Origin of the sequence: Paraburkholderia fungorum, assembly GCF_046027215.1 — a bacterium.
Classification (GTDB): Bacteria; Pseudomonadota; Gammaproteobacteria; order Burkholderiales; family Burkholderiaceae; genus Paraburkholderia; species Paraburkholderia fungorum_D.
In genome coordinates, this window is sequence record NZ_JAQQEN010000002.1 from 2,441,163 (window position 1) to 2,456,118 (window position 14,956).

Consider the following 14,956-nt stretch of genomic DNA (forward strand, 5'->3'; position numbering starts at 1 on the left):
GTTCGACGCAAGCTGTCATAGGTGGACAGTGTGACACCGCGCGCGTGGTGTGCCGCAGCAACATGGCTCGCGATAGCTTTTGCACCGTGTTTGTACACCGGGTCGCGGGGCATTCGCAACCTACATTTTGTACTGAATGGTTCACGCATGCTGAAGCCGTGGACCTCACGGCTTCAGCACCCCACGTTGGCCACGTTGGCCACGTTGCCCACGTTTTGACGCGCGCTTGACCGCGGGCTTGCCGGCAGCCGCCTCCATGCGCTGCCGGGCCACCTCGCGTACTGCGTCGATCAGCGCCCGGCCCACTGGCGAAGGCTGCGTATCCGAGCGCCGGATCAGTCCAACCGGTTCGTCCGTACCCGCGAAGGGCAGTGGTAACCGCACCAGCATGCCGTGCGCCAGCTCATATTCGACGGCGCTCAGCGGCACGAACCACACTGCGTCGTTGCCGAGCGTCAGGGCCCGCCCCGTGGACACCGACAGCACTTCGACAAACCCCGACAAAGGCGGCACGCCCCACGCGGTCAACAGGCTCTCCGCCGACTGCCGGATCAGCGTGCCGAACGGCGGCAGCACCACCGGAAAATCTTCCAGCGACGTCGCCGGCAAACCCGGCCCTAGCGCCAACGGATGGCCGGCGCGCACCACGGCAACCAGCGGTTCGCTGAAAAGCTGTTCGAAGCTCAACCCGACCATCCGTTCCGGGTCCGCCAGACGCCCGATCGCGAATTCGATCGTGCCCGCTTTGAGACGTTCGAGCAATTCGGGGTTGGCGCCGGTTGCGAGCCGCACGATCACGCGTGGCCAATGCGCGGCGAACAGTTTCAGCACCGGCGGCATCAGCGCAGCGGCAACCGTTGGCAGGATGCCGAGGTCCAGTGTAGCGGCGGCCTCGCCTTCCGCGCGCGCCAGCAGGTCGACGCCCTGGCGCAACGCGCTCACGCAGGCGCTCGCATGCGGCATGAAGAGCTGCCCCTCGCGAGTCGGCACGGCGCCGTGGCGGCCCCGCTCGAACAGCTTCACGCCGAGAATCGCCTCGAGTTCGGCGACCGTCTTGGATACCGCGGGCTGCGTGATGGACAGACTCTCGGCCGCCCGCTGCACGCCGCCAAACTGCGCGACGGCCAGAAAGCACTGGAGATGACGGAATTTGACGCGGCTGTCCGCGAGGCTGCGTTGCATAACGGGAGGTTATACGAATCGGGCGAAAACGTCATTTTGCATAACTTCTCAGGTTGGATAAAGTCGCTCCATACGCTCTATCCCACAATTCCTCGAAGGAGACACAGATGGACGATTCCTTTCTCACCGCGCGCGACTTCGCGTCCCACCCCGAATATGTCTATCCGGGCTACGGTTCATCGGTCAAGCGCGGCCCGACGCGTCCGCTGATTCCGCTGAAGGAAAAGCTGCGCGACCAGCGCGTGCCGGTCTACGGCACCGACGACCTCGGCGCACTCGATCACGATCTGACACGCAACGCGGTACGCAATGGCGAACCGCTCGGCGAGCGCATCATCGTGACGGGCCGCGTGCTCGACGAAGGTGGCCGCCCGGTGCGCAATACGCTGGTCGAGATCTGGCAAGCCAATGCGGCCGGCCGCTATGTGCACAAAGCCGATCAGCACGACGCGCCGCTCGACCCGAACTTCCTGGGCGCGGGCCGCTGCATCACTGACAACGACGGCCGCTATCGCTTCCTGACGATCAAACCGGGCGCCTATCCGTGGGGCAATCACCCGAATGCATGGCGTCCGAACCATATCCATTTCTCGCTCTTCGGCGACCATTTCGGCTCGCGCCTGGTCACGCAGATGTACTTCCCCGGCGACCCGCTGCTGGCGTTCGACCCAATTTTCCAGGGCACGCCGGAGCATGCCCGTGAGCGCCTGATTGCGGGCTTCTCGCTGGACACCACGAAAGAAGCCTACGCGCTCGGCTACGATTTCGACATCGTGCTGCGCGGCCGCAACGAAACCCCGATGGAGCGCTAAGCCATGACCACTCTCAAGCAAACGCCCTCGCAAACGGTTGGACCGTACTTCGCCTACGGCCTGTGCCCGCAGCAATATGATTTCGACTTCAAGAGCCTGTTCACGCCCGTTCTCGCAGATCGTGAAGCGGCCGGCGAGCACATCACGATCGTTGGCCAGGTGTTCGACGGCGACGGCAAGGTGATCGGCGACGCCATGCTCGAAGTGTCGCAAGTCGACGCGCAAGGGCACTATCCGGCATCGCGCGCGGAAGTCGAAGCCAGCGGTTTTCGCGGCTTCGCCCGCGTCGGCACAGGGACCGATCCGCACAAACGCTTCGTCGTGGAAACGGTGAAACCCGGCCGCGCGAGCCCGCAGGAAGCGCCGCATCTGAACGTGATCGTGACGATGCGCGGCATGCTGCTGCACACGTTTACCCGCGTCTATTTCGAAGACGAAGCGCAAGCCAACGAAGGCGATGCGGTGCTGGCGGCCGTGCCCGCGGACCGCCGCGACACGCTGATCGCGCGCCGCGAGCCGAATACGGCCAACGTGTATCGCTTCGACATCCATATGCAAGGCGATAAGGAAACCGTATTTTTCGACCTGTAACGCGGATTTCCTACACTTTCATATCGCTTTCACATACACTGAAAGCGATCCGTCTAGCGACTGGATCGCGAAACTCCGAGTTTTAGTTAAGGCCCGCCTTGTGCGGGCTTTTTTTGCGCGTGCCGGATTCTTCGTCCGGCCGGTCGGTCAGCTCGGTCAGCGCAGCGCGCTCAGATAGGCCCAAGGGTAAACACCCCGATCATGGCCATCGCTGAATACGAGCTGCACGCCGTAGCCCATTGATTGCACATCGACGATCGCAATGTCTTTGTCAGCAGTCACAACCGTTCCTGCCAGCGACAGCCGGCGGCACGTCGAGCAGGGGCAGCGTTCTCTCAACGTAGTGTTGTCGATGAGTTGCACGTCGGCGTCGTTCCACCTCAGTGAGAGTCGCCGCCTCGTCATGTCGATCTCGACGCGCTCGGGAACGTTCATGAGTTGGCCTGCCCGATCTGCGTGAGCGCGATGCGCACCGCTTTGCGCACTTCCGGATCGGCGTCCGTGCTGGCCGACTGCAGGGACGGCAGCGCCGCGACGTCGCCGAGTTCGCCAAGCGCCAGGGCGGCCTCCTTGCGCAAGTTGCTGATCGTGTGCGTCAGCAATGCCGCGACCGCTGCCCATGCCTCGCGCTCGCGCAGTTTGCCGAGCGCGCGGACGGCTTGCAGACGGACTTGCCAGTACTCGTCGTCGAGGGCGGTGGTGAGGGCTTCGCGTGCAGCGCGCGCTTTAAGTTTGCCGAGGGTTGTCGCCGCTTCTTCACGAACCTGCCATGCGGCGTCGCGCAATGCGCTCAGCAAAGCCAGCACGGTCGGCTCGCTCGCCGCTGTCGCGCCGCCCAACGCGCCAATCGCCGCGCGCCGCACTTCGGCATCGGGGTCGTGTGCGGCAAGCGTGGTCAACGGGGCAAGCGCGCTCGCGTCCTTCAGCCAGCCGAGCACGCTGACCGCCTCCAGGCGCACCGCAGCCTCGCTTGCCTGCAATGCGTTTAGCGCAGGTTCAAGCGCCCCGGCGTAGCGCAACTCGCGCAAACCACGGAGCGCGGCACGACGCACGAACGCATCGGCGTGGGCCGCCCAAGGGGCAAGCAGCGGCCCCGACTGCGGATCTTTCAGTTGCGACAGACTCTGCGCGGCAGCGTCCCGCACCTCGTGGGCGGGATCGGCCAAGGCGGCGCACAGCGCCTGAACCACGTCGGCGCGCTCCCATGCACCGAGTACTTGTGCGGCCTCGGCGCGCACATCGGCGGATACGTCATCCTGCAACGCGGCGACAATCGGTGCGAGCACCGCTTCGTCTTCGAGATCGGCGAGGCCAAGCAGTGCGATACGCCGCACGGCAGCGTCCGCGGACGCGAGGCGTGACAGCAGTTGCGCCGCCTCTGGATCGAGGGACTCGGGGTCGAACGTCAACGGTAGTGAAGTGTCGGTCATGGGCAAGGATCAGCGCAGCAGGTAGGGGATGTCGACTCTGACCGCGTCGGTCGGGCAATCCTTTTCGCACGGCATGCAGTACCAGCATTCGTCGAACTTCATATAGGCCTTGCCTTTGGTCAGGTCGATCGCGAGCAGATCGAGCGGACAGACGTCCACGCAGACCGTGCAGCCCTTGTCGGCGATACATTTGTCTTCATCGATCGTGACGGGCGCGGCGCTGCGCTGGAAAATGTTGTGCGGTGTCGTGGACATGACGGCTCCTCAAGCGTCGGCGAGCGCGGGCTCGCCAATGCGCAGGTTCTGATAGGCGTGACTTTCGTGATCGTCGAGCGGCACGACGTACGGCTGCACCGCGCGTTTTTCGCTGACCATGCGGCCACTTCCGTCTTTTCGCAGATGCGTGTGGCAGAACCACTCGGCGTCGTTGCGCTGCGGATAATCGACGCGATGGTGATACAGGCCCCAACGGCTCTCGGTCCGATAAAGCGACGCATGCGCCGCCATTTCCGCGCAGTCGCGAATCGCCCGCACTTCGGCCGCGCGCATCAGTTCGTGCGGGTTATCGGCTTGGAGCTGGTCGATGTCGTCAGCGATTTCGGCGAAACGTTGCAGGCCGATTTCCATCTTGCGCGTGACCTTCGGCGGTTGCAGATAGTCGTTGACCATGCGGCGCAGTTTGTACTCGACCTCCGCCGGGGCCAGACCGGATTCGCGTTCGAGCGGCGCGTAGATGCGGTTTCGTTCGGCCTCGATCTGAGCATTGTCGAGCGGCGCGTGTTCGCGTCCGTCGACGTACTGCGCGGCGTTCTGACCGGCGAACCAGCCGTAGGTGAATGCGCCGAGCATGTAGTTGTGCGGCACCGCGGCCATGTCGCCGGCGGCGTAAAGGCCGTTCACCGTCGTCTCCGCGCGCTCGTTCACATAGACGCCGGAAGCGCTATGGCCGCTGCAAAAACCGATCTCCGAGATATGCATCTCGATCATCTGCTGACGGTAATCGGTGCCGCGTCCCTCGTGAAAGCGTCCCCGGCTCGGACGTTCATTCGTATGCAGAATCTGCTCGATGGTCTGGATGGTTTCTTCAGCGAGATGATTGAGCTTCAGAAACACGGGACCGTTGCCGCTTTGCAGTTCCTGATAGAACTCCCACATCATCTGCCCGCTCCAGTAATCGCATTCGATGAAGCGTTCGCCCTTGCCGTTCGCCGTGAAGCCGCCAAGCGGACCCGTCACATAAGCGCACGCGGGGCCGTTGTAGTCCTTGATGAGCGGGTTGATCTGGAAACACTCGAGATTCGCGAGTGCAGCGCCGGCGTGATAGGCCATGGCGTAGCCGTCGCCGGCATTGGTCGGATTTTCGTAGGTGCCCATCAGATATCCGGACGACGGCAACCCGAGCCGGCCTGCCGCGCCGCAGCAGAGAATCACGGCCTTGGCGCGCACCACATAGAAATCCGCTGTGCGGCAGTCGAATCCCAGCACGCCGCAGGCACGCCCTTGAGCATCCGTGAGCACGCGCGTGACGACGATGCGATTGGTGATGGCGATGCGGGCGCGTTTGAGCTGGCGGTACAGCACTTTCTTGATGTCGTGACCTTCCGGCATCGGCAGAACATACGAACCCATGTGATGCACTTTCTTGACCGCGTAGTCGCCGGTGCCGTCTTTTTCGAACTTCACGCCCCAGCGATCGAGTTCCTCGATGGTTTTGAAGCTGTGCTGTGCGTATGCGTAGACGGCGGCCTGATCGACGATGCCATCGTTGGCGATGGTGATTTCTTTGGTGTACTGCTCGGGCGTTGCGTGGCCCGGAATGACGGCGTTATTCAGGCCGTCCATACCCATTGAAATGGCGCCGCTGCGTTTGACGTTGGCCTTTTCCAGCAGCAAGACCTTCAGATTGGGGTTCTGTTCTTTCGCTTTGACGGCGGCCATGGGCCCTGCTGTTCCGCCGCCGACCACGACCAGGTCGTACTCGATTACATGCGTATTCATTTGCTCTTCCTCGCGGAGTTCTTTTCTTTCTGACGGTCGATGCGAAAGCGGTACTGGAACGCGTCGCCGCGGAAATACAGGTATTCGTAGTCGATCGGTGTGCCGTCCGCGCCATGCGTGAGACGTTCGATGCGCAACACCGGGCTGCCCTCTTCGACATGCAATGCCTCGACGATTTCATCGTCGGCGAGGATGGCGTCGATAGACACATCCGCGTGCCCGAGCGCCACGCCGCAATCGTTTTCGAGGATGAGGAAAATATCTCGCGTGACGAGATCCGCGCCTGCCAGCCGTTTGCCCAATGATTCGGGTACCCAGGTAATTTCTAGCGAGACCGGTTCACGATTGAGCAAACGCACGCGGTGGATTTCGGCGACTTTCGCGTCTTCCGGCAGCTTCAGACGGCTGGCGATCTGCGCGGTGGCCGGAATGAAGCGCACGTGTTTGAGTTCGTTGACGATCTCATAGCCCATTGACGACATGGCTTCGCTGAAGCCCTGCAGGGCGCTGACGTTCTGGAAGGCTTTCGGTTTGGAGACGAAGGTGCCCTTGCCGTGCAGTTTGAAGACGAGGCCTTCTTTTTGCAGATCGCCGAGGGCTTGCCGCACGGTGATGCGGCTGACGCTGAACATCGCGCAGAGATCGTTTTCAGACGGCATCTGCGAGTGGGGGGCGTAGGTTCCATTGAGGATCCGGGCGCGAAGGTCGGATTTTATCTGCTCGTAGAGCGGGGGTTTGGATGCGTGCAGTACCGTGATGGGGGTCGGCATGGTGTTGCCTTCTTCACTTGTTATGACAAGATGAAGCACAGCATAGAAGGGGGAGGCCCCTGCGGGGAACTATGTTTTTGTTGTTTGTATTTCTTGTTTGGTGATTTTGGGGTTTTGCCTCTTGGCGATGGGGGTCTTCTTTTTGCCTACGGCGTTGGCCTTTCCTTGCATTCTTATTGGTTTGTTAGCGTTCCCCCTGTGCGGGGGGGCACCTACTTTTCTTTGCCGGCCGCAAAGAAAAGTAGGGGAATGTCTGCAAAAGTCCTGGCGTTGACGTGAGCGTGGACTATCCTGGGAGCAGGGGAATTCAAGGAGTGACGTGATGACGCAACTTGGTCTTGGTCTGGATCTGTCAACGAAGCGCACCCGCAAGCGTGAATTTCTCGACGAGATGACACGCGTGGTGCCGTGGCAGAAACTGATTGCGCTCATCGAGCCGCACTACCCTAAAGGCAAGACTGGCCGCCCGCCGTTTCCGATTGCGACGATGCTGCGCATTCACTTCATGCAACAGTGGTTCAGTCTCTCGGACCCGGCGATGGAGGAGGCGCTGCACGACATTCCGCTGTATCGGGAGTTCGCGCTGCTGGACGTTGGCATGACGCGGCTGCCCGACGAGAGCACGATCCTGCGGTTCCGGCACCTGCTCGAGGCTCATGAACTGTCGGTCAGCATGCTGGCGACGGTCAATGAGATCCTGCAGGCGAAGGGCTTGATGCTCAAGGTGGGCTCGGCGGTCGACGCGACGCTGATTGCCGCGCCCAATTCGACGAAGAAGCCCGGCACGCGGGACCCCGAGATGAGCCAGACGCAAAAGGGAGGCAGCTGGTACTTCGGCATGAAGGCGCATATCGGAGTCGATGCCGAATCGGGTCTGGTGCACACGGTGAAGTGCACGCCGGCGAACGTTCACGACATCACCGTGGCGCACGCGCTGCTGCACGGCAAGGAGAAGGTTGTATTTGCCGACGCGGGCTATGTGGGCATCGAGAAGCGAGGCGAAACGGGTGCGGTTCAGTGGCACGTCGCGATGAGGCCGAGCAAGCGGCGAAAGCTGGACAGGAGCAAACGAATCGATAAGATTTACGACGAGATCGAGCGGCTCAAAGCGGCCGTGAGAGCGAAGGTGGAGCACCCGTTTCGGGTGCTGAAATGTCAGTTTGGATATCTGAAGGCACGGTATCGGGGATTGGCGAAAAACACGGCGCAGATCGAAACGCAGTTCGCGCTGGCCAATCTCTGGATGGCGCGCAAGACGCTGTGAAGCGCAATGAAGGACGAAAACGAACCGCACGGGCGCAGCGCCAATGACAAGACGCGACAGGTATTGGCTCAACTCAGTGCGAATGACGGCGCGATCTTCACTCTGAGTGTGCCAGTTAAAAATCCCAAGCAGAAAACGGGTTGTTCAGACCTTCCTAGGCAAAAGAAAGCGGCTCAAACCGCCAATTCTTAAGTGGGTCCCCTGGCTTGGAGGGGATCGTGGCTCCGTAGAGAGTGAGCCTGCGCACCTTCCCGCCCGAGTGACCAGGCCGTCATGCTTCCAGCGGCGCTGCGCGCGCCGATGCGGTACTTCATCAAACCACTGGTGTGTTTCGGCGCCTCGCCGAGGCGAAGCCGATGGCCCCCGCCACGCACAAACGAAGCACCCGGTTTCCCTGGCAGACCCATCCGCGACGCACGCAGTGCGGAGTGGGAGCGGATGACGGCTGTGTCACAGACCCTGATTGAGCGAGGCGTGATCCGTTAATCGCACCACCGGCCCCTCCAAGCCAGGGGACCCGCTTAAGAATTGGCGGTTTGAAGCCGCTTTCTTTTGCCTACTTTTCTTTGCGGCCGGCAAAGAAAAGTAGGTGCCCCCGCACAGGGGGAACGCTAATAAACCAATAAGAAAACAAGGAAAGGCCAACGCCGCAGGCACAAGGAAATGCCGCCGCAAAAGGCAAAAAGCAAAAACCAAACCCATCCCTCTTATACTATGTTCCAAACCTCAAGCCTCCGCAGGAGCCCCAATATGTCAGCCTCAACAGCCATCATCACCATCCTGGCCGCGCTACTTCTAGGCGCGATGAGCCCGGGTCCCAGCTTCGTGATCGTCGCCCGCAATGCGATCGGCCTATCCCGTGGCGACGGCCTCGCAACCGCGGCTGGCATGGGCATCGGCGGTGTATTTTTCAGTGGCATTGCGCTGCTAGGCCTCTACACATTGCTAGCCACCGTCGAGTGGCTATACATCGGCCTGAAAGTAGCCGGCGGCCTATACCTGATCTACCTTGCGTCGAAAATCTGGCGCGGCGCAGCCAAACCACTCGCGTTCGATGCCGCGCAAGCCGCCGCCACCAACGTGCGCAAATCCTTCTGGATCGGTTTGAGCACTCAACTCAGCAATCCGAAAACCGCCGTCTACTACGGCAGCATCTTCGCGGCACTGCTGCCGCAACATCCACCACTGTGGTGCTACTTCGCACTGCCGCCCGCGATCTTCGCCATCGAGGCCGGCTGGTACACCGTCGTCGCGCTATGCTTCTCAAGCAAACGGCCCCGCGAAATCTATCTGAAGTGGAAAGCCTGGATCGATCGCGTCGCCGCAAGCGCAGTTGCAGCGCTCGGATTGCGCCTGATCCTCACCGCACATAAAGTGGGCATCTGAAACGTTAGCCCTCCAATCCGGCGTGCGGCCCGACACCCCGCGCGCGGGAACCAGGGCCGCATCGTCCTGCGAGCCAAACGCTGCGCTCTAAAAAGAGCGCGCAGTGAAACAGTTACAAGATAAGAGTTGACGCTAACCCACCCCAACGGTTACTGTGGCATCCGAAGTTCAAGAAGTTCGATTGCTGTTCATCAATGTCTCGCTCCTCAGCGGTATTCGTTGTCCTCTCCCTCCTTGACGCTTCACGCGCTCTGAACAGAGCAAATTTTCTATTTTTTTACTCAAGGATTCTTCATGGATACCGGTACCGTTAAGTGGTTCAACGACAGCAAAGGCTTTGGCTTCATCACCCCGGACAAGGGCGGCGACGACCTGTTCGCGCACTTCTCCGAAATCAGCGGCGACGGCTTCAAGACGCTGGCTGAAAATCAGAAGGTGAGCTTCGAAACGAAGCAAGGCCCGAAGGGTCTGCAAGCGGCTAACATCAAGCCGCTGTAAGTTTGAAGGGCTCGGTGTCCGGCAACGGACATCGGGCTGCAGCGACATCCTCGCGGAGCTTCGTCTCCCACAGTTGGCGCGATCGCTTTTAGCCGCATCTCAGCGGCTAGCTCAAGCGCCAAACGCCTCGTTGCACCTCATTCTCCCCTCCGGCTTCAACGCCCTTTTTTCGCTTTCCGACTGCGTCAAGATTCGGCTCGCAATGGCTTGAATCAGCTCGTCCGCGTGATTCGTACAACGATTCGCACGGCATGCGCGCACTCGAACATCATTAAAATAAAATGCAAACTAAACAAATTCATTACTACAACGGCTACGCCGTCCAACCCTCGGCGCATCGCTTGCCCGACGGTAGTTTTTCATCCAACCTACTGCTCGAACGCGCCGACAGCGCGCGTGCCGAAGGGCGCTACCAGTTCTATTCGCTCGATTACTTCACCAGCGAAGAACAGGCCTTGCAGCACTCGGCACGCTGGGCACGCCGCTGGGTCGATACGCGCGGCTAAGCGTCATCGCCCACTTCCAGCACGACGTCGCGCGCCGTAAGGCGCGCTGTGCATCGCGCGCGGTCTATTCGGCGCTTTCCGCCTTGATCCGCGCGCGCAGTTCAAACTTCTGGATTTTTCCCGTCGACGTCTTCGGCAACTCGCCGAAGCGCACCGCCTTCGGCAGCTTGAATCCCGCAAGAAACAGCCGGCAGTGCGCGATGATCTCCTCCGCGCTCACCTGAGCGCCTTCCTTGAGCTCAACGAACGCGCAAGGTACTTCGCCCCACTTCGGATCGGCCATCGCCACCACGGCGGCTACAGACACCGCGGGGTGCCGGTACAGCGTGTCTTCGACCTCGATGCTCGAGATGTTCTCGCCACCCGAAATGATGATGTCCTTGCTGCGATCGCGGATACGAATGTAGCCGTCAGGCATCCGCACGCCCAGATCGCCGGTATGGAACCATCCGCCGCCGAAGGCCGCTTCCGTCGCGCGCTCGTTCTTCAAATAGCCCTTCATGCAGATGTTGCCGCGGAACATGATTTCGCCGAGCGTTTCGCCGTCGGCGGGAACCGGCGCGAGCGTATCCGGATCGAGCACCGTCACCGCTGCCTGCAGGTGGTAGCGCACGCCTTGCCGCGCATTCAGTTCGGCACGCGCGCTATCGTCGAGCGCGTCCCATTCCTCCTGTTTCGCGCACACCGCGGCCGGTCCGTAGGTTTCGGTGAGCCCGTACACGTGCGTGAGGTCGAAACCGATCTCCTTCATCTTCGCGATCACTGCCGGTGCGGGCGCCGCGCCGGCCACCATCGTCGACACGCGTTGCGTGATGCCCTCGCGCCACTCAGTCGGCGCATTCGCCAGCGCGCTTTGCACGATCGGGGCGCCGCAATAGTGCGTGATGCCTTCGCGGCGAATCAGTTCGAACACCGTCTTCGCGTCGAATTTGCGCAGACACACGTTGACGCCGGCACGCGCGGCGACGGTCCACGGAAAACACCAGCCGTTGCAGTGAAATAGCGGCAAAGTCCACAAGTAGACCGCATGTTTAGGCATATCCCATTCAAGGATATTGCTGAGTGCATTCAGATAGGCGCCGCGATGATGATAGACCACGCCCTTCGGATCGCCGGTGGTGCCGGACGTATAGTTCAGCGCGATCGCATCCCATTCGTCGACGGGCAACGTCCAGGCGAATTCAGAGTCGCCGGAAGCCAGGAATGCTTCGTAATCGGTCGCGCGGAGGAATGTGTCCGCGTCCGCGGGCATCGCGTCGGCCACGCTGATCACCCGCAACTCGGGGAATTCGAGCGCTGCGCGATGCGCCAATTCGCTGTATTCCGTATCGACGATCAGCGCCTTGGCCTCGCCATGGCGCAGCATGAACAGCAGCGACGAGACATCGAGCCGCGTATTCAGCGTATTGAGCACGGCGCCGGCCATCGGCACGCCGAAGTGCGCTTCTATCATCGGAGGAATATTCGGCAGCAAGGCGGCAACCGTGTCGCCGCGTTCAATCCCGGCGCGCTGCAACGCACTGCCCAGACGGCGCGCGCGCTCATATGTTTCGCGCCAGTTGCGGCGAATTTCGCCATGGACGACCGCAAGCCGCTCACCGTAAACTTCCGCGGCGCGTACGATGAAATCAATCGGCGTTAGCGGGACATAATTGGCCTCGCGGCGCGCCAGACCTTCTTCGAACATGTGCTTCATTGCGTCGTCTCCTGAGGCGCGGGCGGCGCCGTCAATTATTCCGATTGATGAACGAGCGTAACAATGGTCATGGTGAACTGTCTGTCATTCAAATGACAGAGTAGCGCGCCCGAACACCTCAACGAGCCTTAACTCACGCGTGAAACCGAGTCTTAACCCAGATATCCGCCCCGAATCGCTTATGGATGATGCCCCGTTCACCCCTTTCACCGACGCCTGCCCGCCCCGACCGCAGCGGGTCGCGCGCGCCGATCTGCCGCAGTTGTTTGCCTCCTGCGCCTGGTTCCGGGCGCTCGCCGTAGAGCATCAGGCCTTGGTCCTCGCGAGCGCGCACGCGGAGCGTCTGGAAGGCGGAGCGTGGATCGCGCGCCGTCAGGCGCCTTCGGACTACTGGATCGGCGTGCACTCCGGGCTCATCAAGCTGGCGATCTACAACGCTTCGGGCCGCAGTTGCACGCTCTCCGGCGTGCCACCGGGCGGCTGGTTCGGCGAAGGCAGCGTCATCAAGCGCGAGTTGCGCAAATACGATGTGGCCGCGATTCAGGCGTCCCTCGTGTTATTCGTGCCCGCCGGAACGTTTCATACGCTTCTCGAATCGAGCCTGCCGTTCACCGGCTTTGTGATCCGGCAGTTGAACAACCGGATGGGCGAATTCATCGCGTCGATCCAGAATAGCCGGTTGCTGGACGTCGACGCGCGGGTCGCGCAGTCGCTTGCGCAACTGTTCAATCCCGATCTCTACCCGGACACCGGCCACACGCTGGCCATCTCGCAGGAAGAAGTGGGCCTGCTGGCGGGCGTCTCGCGGCAACGGATCAACCAGGCACTGCAAAACCTTGAAAAGTTGCAGATGCTGCGCCTCTCGTACAACCAGATCGAGGTGCTCGACCTCGAACGTCTGAGCGCATTCGGCCGGGAGCAGATCTAGGCGAGGCGACCCGTCTGCTGCCTGCCCCGCTGTCTGCCCCACTCTCTCACGGCCGCCTCAGGGCGGCCGTTTCGCATCTGAGCCCCCGCGCGCCATCCTTGGAATAAAGAATCCGTCACAACGGCCGTTATGCGGTCTATGCAGCGCAGATTGCAGCCCCTCCGCATTCCGAGCCCAACGTATCGTCGAATCCGAAAAATGAACCGTCTGACACTGAAACAGAAGTTGTGGGTGCCGTTGCTGCTGTGCTGGGCGGCGCTCCTGATCGTCACCGTTGTGAACGCGTTCAGCGCACGTAACGAACAGATGGACGCGCGGCGCGCCGATCTCGCCGATGTGACCGACATGGCGGTATCGATCGTCGCGGACTACGCGAAGCAGGCGGACGCCGGCAAACTCTCCGCCGACGACGCTAAGCAGCAGGCCATCGCCCGTATCAATACGCTGCGTTACGGCAAATCCGGCTACGTGACGATCGTGCGCAGCGATTCGGTGATGATCACCCACCCGATGAGCCCGTCGCTCAACGGCAAGGACATGAGCGGCTTTCGCGATGCCAAGGGCAACGCGCTCTATAACAACATCGCCCAGGCAGGCGGCTCGGCGAGCGGCGCCGGTTATCTGCGCTACTGGTGGCCGAAACCCGGCGAAACCGCGCCAAGCGAAAAGATGAGCTACGTGAAGCGCTTCGGCCCATGGAGCTGGGACTTCATCGCCGGCGCCTATATGGATGACATTCAGGCGCAGTTCTACGCCACCCTGGCGCGCGCGGCCGGCATGTTGGTAGTGCTCGGCGTGGTGGTGTCGTTCGTCGCTTCGCGTGTGGTGCGCAGCGTCTCACGTTCGATCGGCGGGGAGCCGTCCGCCGCAGCGGCTATCGCGATGCAGATTGCGCGCGGCGATCTCTCCACCTCCATCGATTTACAACGCGACGACACGTCGAGCCTGTTGTTCTCGCTGCGCGAGATGCGCAATCAACTCGCCGCTACTGTCGCGCGAATCAAGACATCAGCGGAGACGATCACGGTCGCCTCGAAAGAGATCGCCGCGGGCAACCTGGATCTGTCGAGCCGTACGGAAGACCAGGCCGCTTCGCTGCAGCAAACCGCCGCCAGCATGGACGAACTCACCAAGACCGTCACGCAGAACGCCGACAATGCAGCGACCGCCTCGGAACTGGCGACGGATGCGTCGACCATCGCCGAGCGCGGCGGCCAGGTCGTCAACGACGTGGTCGAGAAAATGGCCGGCATCACGCATAGTTCGCACAAGATCGGCGAGATCATCAGCGTGATCGAAGGCATCGCGTTCCAGACCAATATCCTTGCGCTGAACGCCGCGGTGGAAGCGGCGCGCGCCGGCGAAGAAGGGCGTGGCTTTGCGGTGGTCGCCGGTGAGGTGCGCAATCTCGCGCAACGCAGCGCGAGCGCGGCCAAGGAGATCAAGGTGCTGATCGACCAGTCGGTGGCGCAGGTCGGCGAAGGCGCGACGCTGGCAGGCAAGGCTGGCAGCACGATCGGCGAGGTGGTCGACGCGGTGCGTCGCGTGACGGCCATCATGAACGAAATCTCGGCGGCCTCGAAAGCGCAGAGTACGGGCATCGGCGAGGTCAACCTCGCGATCCGCCAGATGGACGACGTGACCCAGCGCAATGCTGCGCTCGTCGAGCAGGCCGCGGCCGCCGCCGGTTCACTCGATGAACAGACCGAACAGTTGCGGCATGCCGTTGCCGTGTTCAAGGTGGAACAGCATGCGTGATTGAGTCACGCTGACGCGATAGGGTCCGGCTCGGCATTGAATCGGTGTGGAATGGCGCGCGTACGATGCTCGCGAGCACACCTGACTTTTTCCAACGCAGATGGTAACGATGCGCAGTCTGATAAGGCGCGCGGCAT

The 14,956-nt window shown here is 61.6% G+C and carries 16 protein-coding genes; 9 read left to right on the forward strand and 7 right to left on the reverse strand.

Annotated elements, in window-relative coordinates; translation table 11 throughout:
- Positions 1–165 precede the first annotated feature (165 nt).
- Positions 166–1,182: a pca operon transcription factor PcaQ gene (gene pcaQ, locus PQR27_RS31305; RefSeq protein WP_408527439.1), complete on the reverse strand. Its 1,017-nt coding sequence runs from the start codon at positions 1,180–1,182 to the stop codon at positions 166–168.
- 107 nt (positions 1,183–1,289) lie between these two features.
- Between pcaQ and pcaH the strand changes: the two genes are divergently transcribed.
- Together pcaH and pcaG are read left to right on the forward strand one after the other, a co-directional pair.
- On the forward strand, positions 1,290–1,994 hold the full coding sequence (pcaH, locus tag PQR27_RS31310; protein WP_408527440.1) for a protocatechuate 3,4-dioxygenase subunit beta: 705 nt from the start codon (positions 1,290–1,292) through the stop codon (positions 1,992–1,994).
- A 3-nt stretch (positions 1,995–1,997) separates the two neighbouring features.
- The gene (pcaG, locus tag PQR27_RS31315) at positions 1,998–2,585 is read left to right on the forward strand and encodes a protocatechuate 3,4-dioxygenase subunit alpha (protein WP_408527441.1); all 588 of its coding nucleotides are present in this window, start codon (positions 1,998–2,000) and stop codon (positions 2,583–2,585) included.
- Positions 2,586–2,741: 156 nt separating this feature from the next.
- Here the strand turns inward: pcaG and PQR27_RS31320 are convergent, their stop codons facing one another.
- The 5 genes from PQR27_RS31320 to PQR27_RS31340 are packed head-to-tail and all read right to left on the reverse strand — an operon-like array spanning position 2,742 to position 6,783.
- Positions 2,742–3,020, reverse strand: a complete 279-nt coding sequence (locus PQR27_RS31320; protein WP_408527442.1) for a DUF971 domain-containing protein — start codon at positions 3,018–3,020, stop codon at positions 2,742–2,744.
- Complete coding sequence (locus PQR27_RS31325; protein ID WP_408527443.1) at positions 3,017–4,015, reverse strand: HEAT repeat domain-containing protein; 999 nt, start codon at positions 4,013–4,015, stop codon at positions 3,017–3,019. The genes PQR27_RS31320 and PQR27_RS31325 overlap by 4 nt, the downstream gene beginning before the upstream one ends.
- Positions 4,016–4,024: 9 nt before the next feature.
- Positions 4,025–4,270 carry a 4Fe-4S dicluster domain-containing protein gene (locus tag PQR27_RS31330; RefSeq protein WP_030102639.1) on the reverse strand — a complete coding sequence of 82 codons (246 nt, stop codon included), beginning with the start codon at positions 4,268–4,270 and terminating at the stop codon, positions 4,025–4,027.
- 9 nt (positions 4,271–4,279) lie between these two features.
- Positions 4,280–6,013 carry a fumarate reductase/succinate dehydrogenase flavoprotein subunit gene (locus PQR27_RS31335; RefSeq protein ID WP_408527444.1) on the reverse strand — a complete coding sequence of 578 codons (1,734 nt, stop codon included), beginning with the start codon at positions 6,011–6,013 and terminating at the stop codon, positions 4,280–4,282.
- Positions 6,010–6,783 carry a GntR family transcriptional regulator gene (locus PQR27_RS31340; protein ID WP_408527445.1) on the reverse strand — a complete coding sequence of 258 codons (774 nt, stop codon included), beginning with the start codon at positions 6,781–6,783 and terminating at the stop codon, positions 6,010–6,012. Before PQR27_RS31340 ends, PQR27_RS31335 begins: the two co-directional genes overlap by 4 nt.
- 322 nt (positions 6,784–7,105) lie before the next feature.
- Here PQR27_RS31340 and PQR27_RS31345 point away from each other — a divergent pair, with 322 nt between their 5' ends.
- The 5 genes from PQR27_RS31345 to PQR27_RS31365 all read left to right on the forward strand — a co-directional run bounded on the left by PQR27_RS31345 (position 7,106) and on the right by PQR27_RS31365 (position 10,437).
- Entirely contained in the window at positions 7,106–8,047 is a 942-nt protein-coding gene (locus PQR27_RS31345) for an IS5 family transposase (RefSeq protein WP_408522999.1), read from the forward strand.
- Between the two features lie 6 nt (positions 8,048–8,053).
- Positions 8,054–8,239: a hypothetical protein gene (locus tag PQR27_RS31350; protein ID WP_408527446.1), complete on the forward strand. Its 186-nt coding sequence runs from the start codon at positions 8,054–8,056 to the stop codon at positions 8,237–8,239.
- Between the two features lie 558 nt (positions 8,240–8,797).
- On the forward strand, positions 8,798–9,433 hold the full coding sequence (locus PQR27_RS31355) for a LysE family translocator (RefSeq protein WP_408527447.1): 636 nt from the start codon (positions 8,798–8,800) through the stop codon (positions 9,431–9,433).
- Positions 9,434–9,727: 294 nt separating this feature from the next.
- Positions 9,728–9,931, forward strand: a complete 204-nt coding sequence (locus PQR27_RS31360) for a cold-shock protein (protein ID WP_012428559.1) — start codon at positions 9,728–9,730, stop codon at positions 9,929–9,931.
- A gap of 281 nt (positions 9,932–10,212) precedes the next feature.
- A complete protein-coding gene (locus PQR27_RS31365) occupies positions 10,213–10,437 on the forward strand; it encodes a hypothetical protein (protein ID WP_408527448.1) in 225 nt (74 codons plus the stop codon).
- A gap of 64 nt (positions 10,438–10,501) precedes the next feature.
- On the opposite strand, the gene PQR27_RS31370 is transcribed toward PQR27_RS31365, so the two are convergent.
- Positions 10,502–12,133, reverse strand: a complete 1,632-nt coding sequence (locus tag PQR27_RS31370) for an acyl-CoA synthetase (protein ID WP_408527449.1) — start codon at positions 12,131–12,133, stop codon at positions 10,502–10,504.
- A 181-nt stretch (positions 12,134–12,314) separates the two neighbouring features.
- Here PQR27_RS31370 and PQR27_RS31375 point away from each other — a divergent pair, with 181 nt between their 5' ends.
- Together PQR27_RS31375 and PQR27_RS31380 are read left to right on the forward strand one after the other, a co-directional pair.
- Positions 12,315–13,061 (forward strand): Crp/Fnr family transcriptional regulator, encoded by a 747-nt coding sequence (locus PQR27_RS31375; RefSeq protein WP_408527450.1) that lies wholly within the window; start codon positions 12,315–12,317, stop codon positions 13,059–13,061.
- A gap of 198 nt (positions 13,062–13,259) precedes the next feature.
- Positions 13,260–14,819, forward strand: a complete 1,560-nt coding sequence (locus PQR27_RS31380; RefSeq protein WP_408527451.1) for a methyl-accepting chemotaxis protein — start codon at positions 13,260–13,262, stop codon at positions 14,817–14,819.
- The last annotated feature ends 137 nt before the right edge of the window (positions 14,820–14,956 follow it).

Excerpts from the sequence above, each read along its gene's own strand:
- pcaQ (WP_408527439.1), bottom strand. The coding sequence starts at position 1,182 with ATGCAACGCAGCCTCGCGGACAGCCGCGTCAAATTCCGTCATCTCCAG.
- pcaH (WP_408527440.1), top strand. The coding sequence starts at position 1,290 with ATGGACGATTCCTTTCTCACCGCGCGCGACTTCGCGTCCCACCCCGAA.
- pcaG (WP_408527441.1), top strand. The coding sequence starts at position 1,998 with ATGACCACTCTCAAGCAAACGCCCTCGCAAACGGTTGGACCGTACTTC.
- PQR27_RS31320 (WP_408527442.1), bottom strand. The coding sequence starts at position 3,020 with ATGAACGTTCCCGAGCGCGTCGAGATCGACATGACGAGGCGGCGACTC.
- PQR27_RS31325 (WP_408527443.1), bottom strand. The coding sequence starts at position 4,015 with ATGACCGACACTTCACTACCGTTGACGTTCGACCCCGAGTCCCTCGAT.
- PQR27_RS31330 (WP_030102639.1), bottom strand. The coding sequence starts at position 4,270 with ATGTCCACGACACCGCACAACATTTTCCAGCGCAGCGCCGCGCCCGTC.
- PQR27_RS31335 (WP_408527444.1), bottom strand. The coding sequence starts at position 6,013 with ATGAATACGCATGTAATCGAGTACGACCTGGTCGTGGTCGGCGGCGGA.
- PQR27_RS31340 (WP_408527445.1), bottom strand. The coding sequence starts at position 6,783 with ATGCCGACCCCCATCACGGTACTGCACGCATCCAAACCCCCGCTCTAC.
- PQR27_RS31345 (WP_408522999.1), top strand. The coding sequence starts at position 7,106 with ATGACGCAACTTGGTCTTGGTCTGGATCTGTCAACGAAGCGCACCCGC.
- PQR27_RS31350 (WP_408527446.1), top strand. The coding sequence starts at position 8,054 with ATGAAGGACGAAAACGAACCGCACGGGCGCAGCGCCAATGACAAGACG.
- PQR27_RS31355 (WP_408527447.1), top strand. The coding sequence starts at position 8,798 with ATGTCAGCCTCAACAGCCATCATCACCATCCTGGCCGCGCTACTTCTA.
- PQR27_RS31360 (WP_012428559.1), top strand. The coding sequence starts at position 9,728 with ATGGATACCGGTACCGTTAAGTGGTTCAACGACAGCAAAGGCTTTGGC.
- PQR27_RS31365 (WP_408527448.1), top strand. The coding sequence starts at position 10,213 with ATGCAAACTAAACAAATTCATTACTACAACGGCTACGCCGTCCAACCC.
- PQR27_RS31370 (WP_408527449.1), bottom strand. The coding sequence starts at position 12,133 with ATGAAGCACATGTTCGAAGAAGGTCTGGCGCGCCGCGAGGCCAATTAT.
- PQR27_RS31375 (WP_408527450.1), top strand. The coding sequence starts at position 12,315 with ATGGATGATGCCCCGTTCACCCCTTTCACCGACGCCTGCCCGCCCCGA.
- PQR27_RS31380 (WP_408527451.1), top strand. The coding sequence starts at position 13,260 with ATGAACCGTCTGACACTGAAACAGAAGTTGTGGGTGCCGTTGCTGCTG.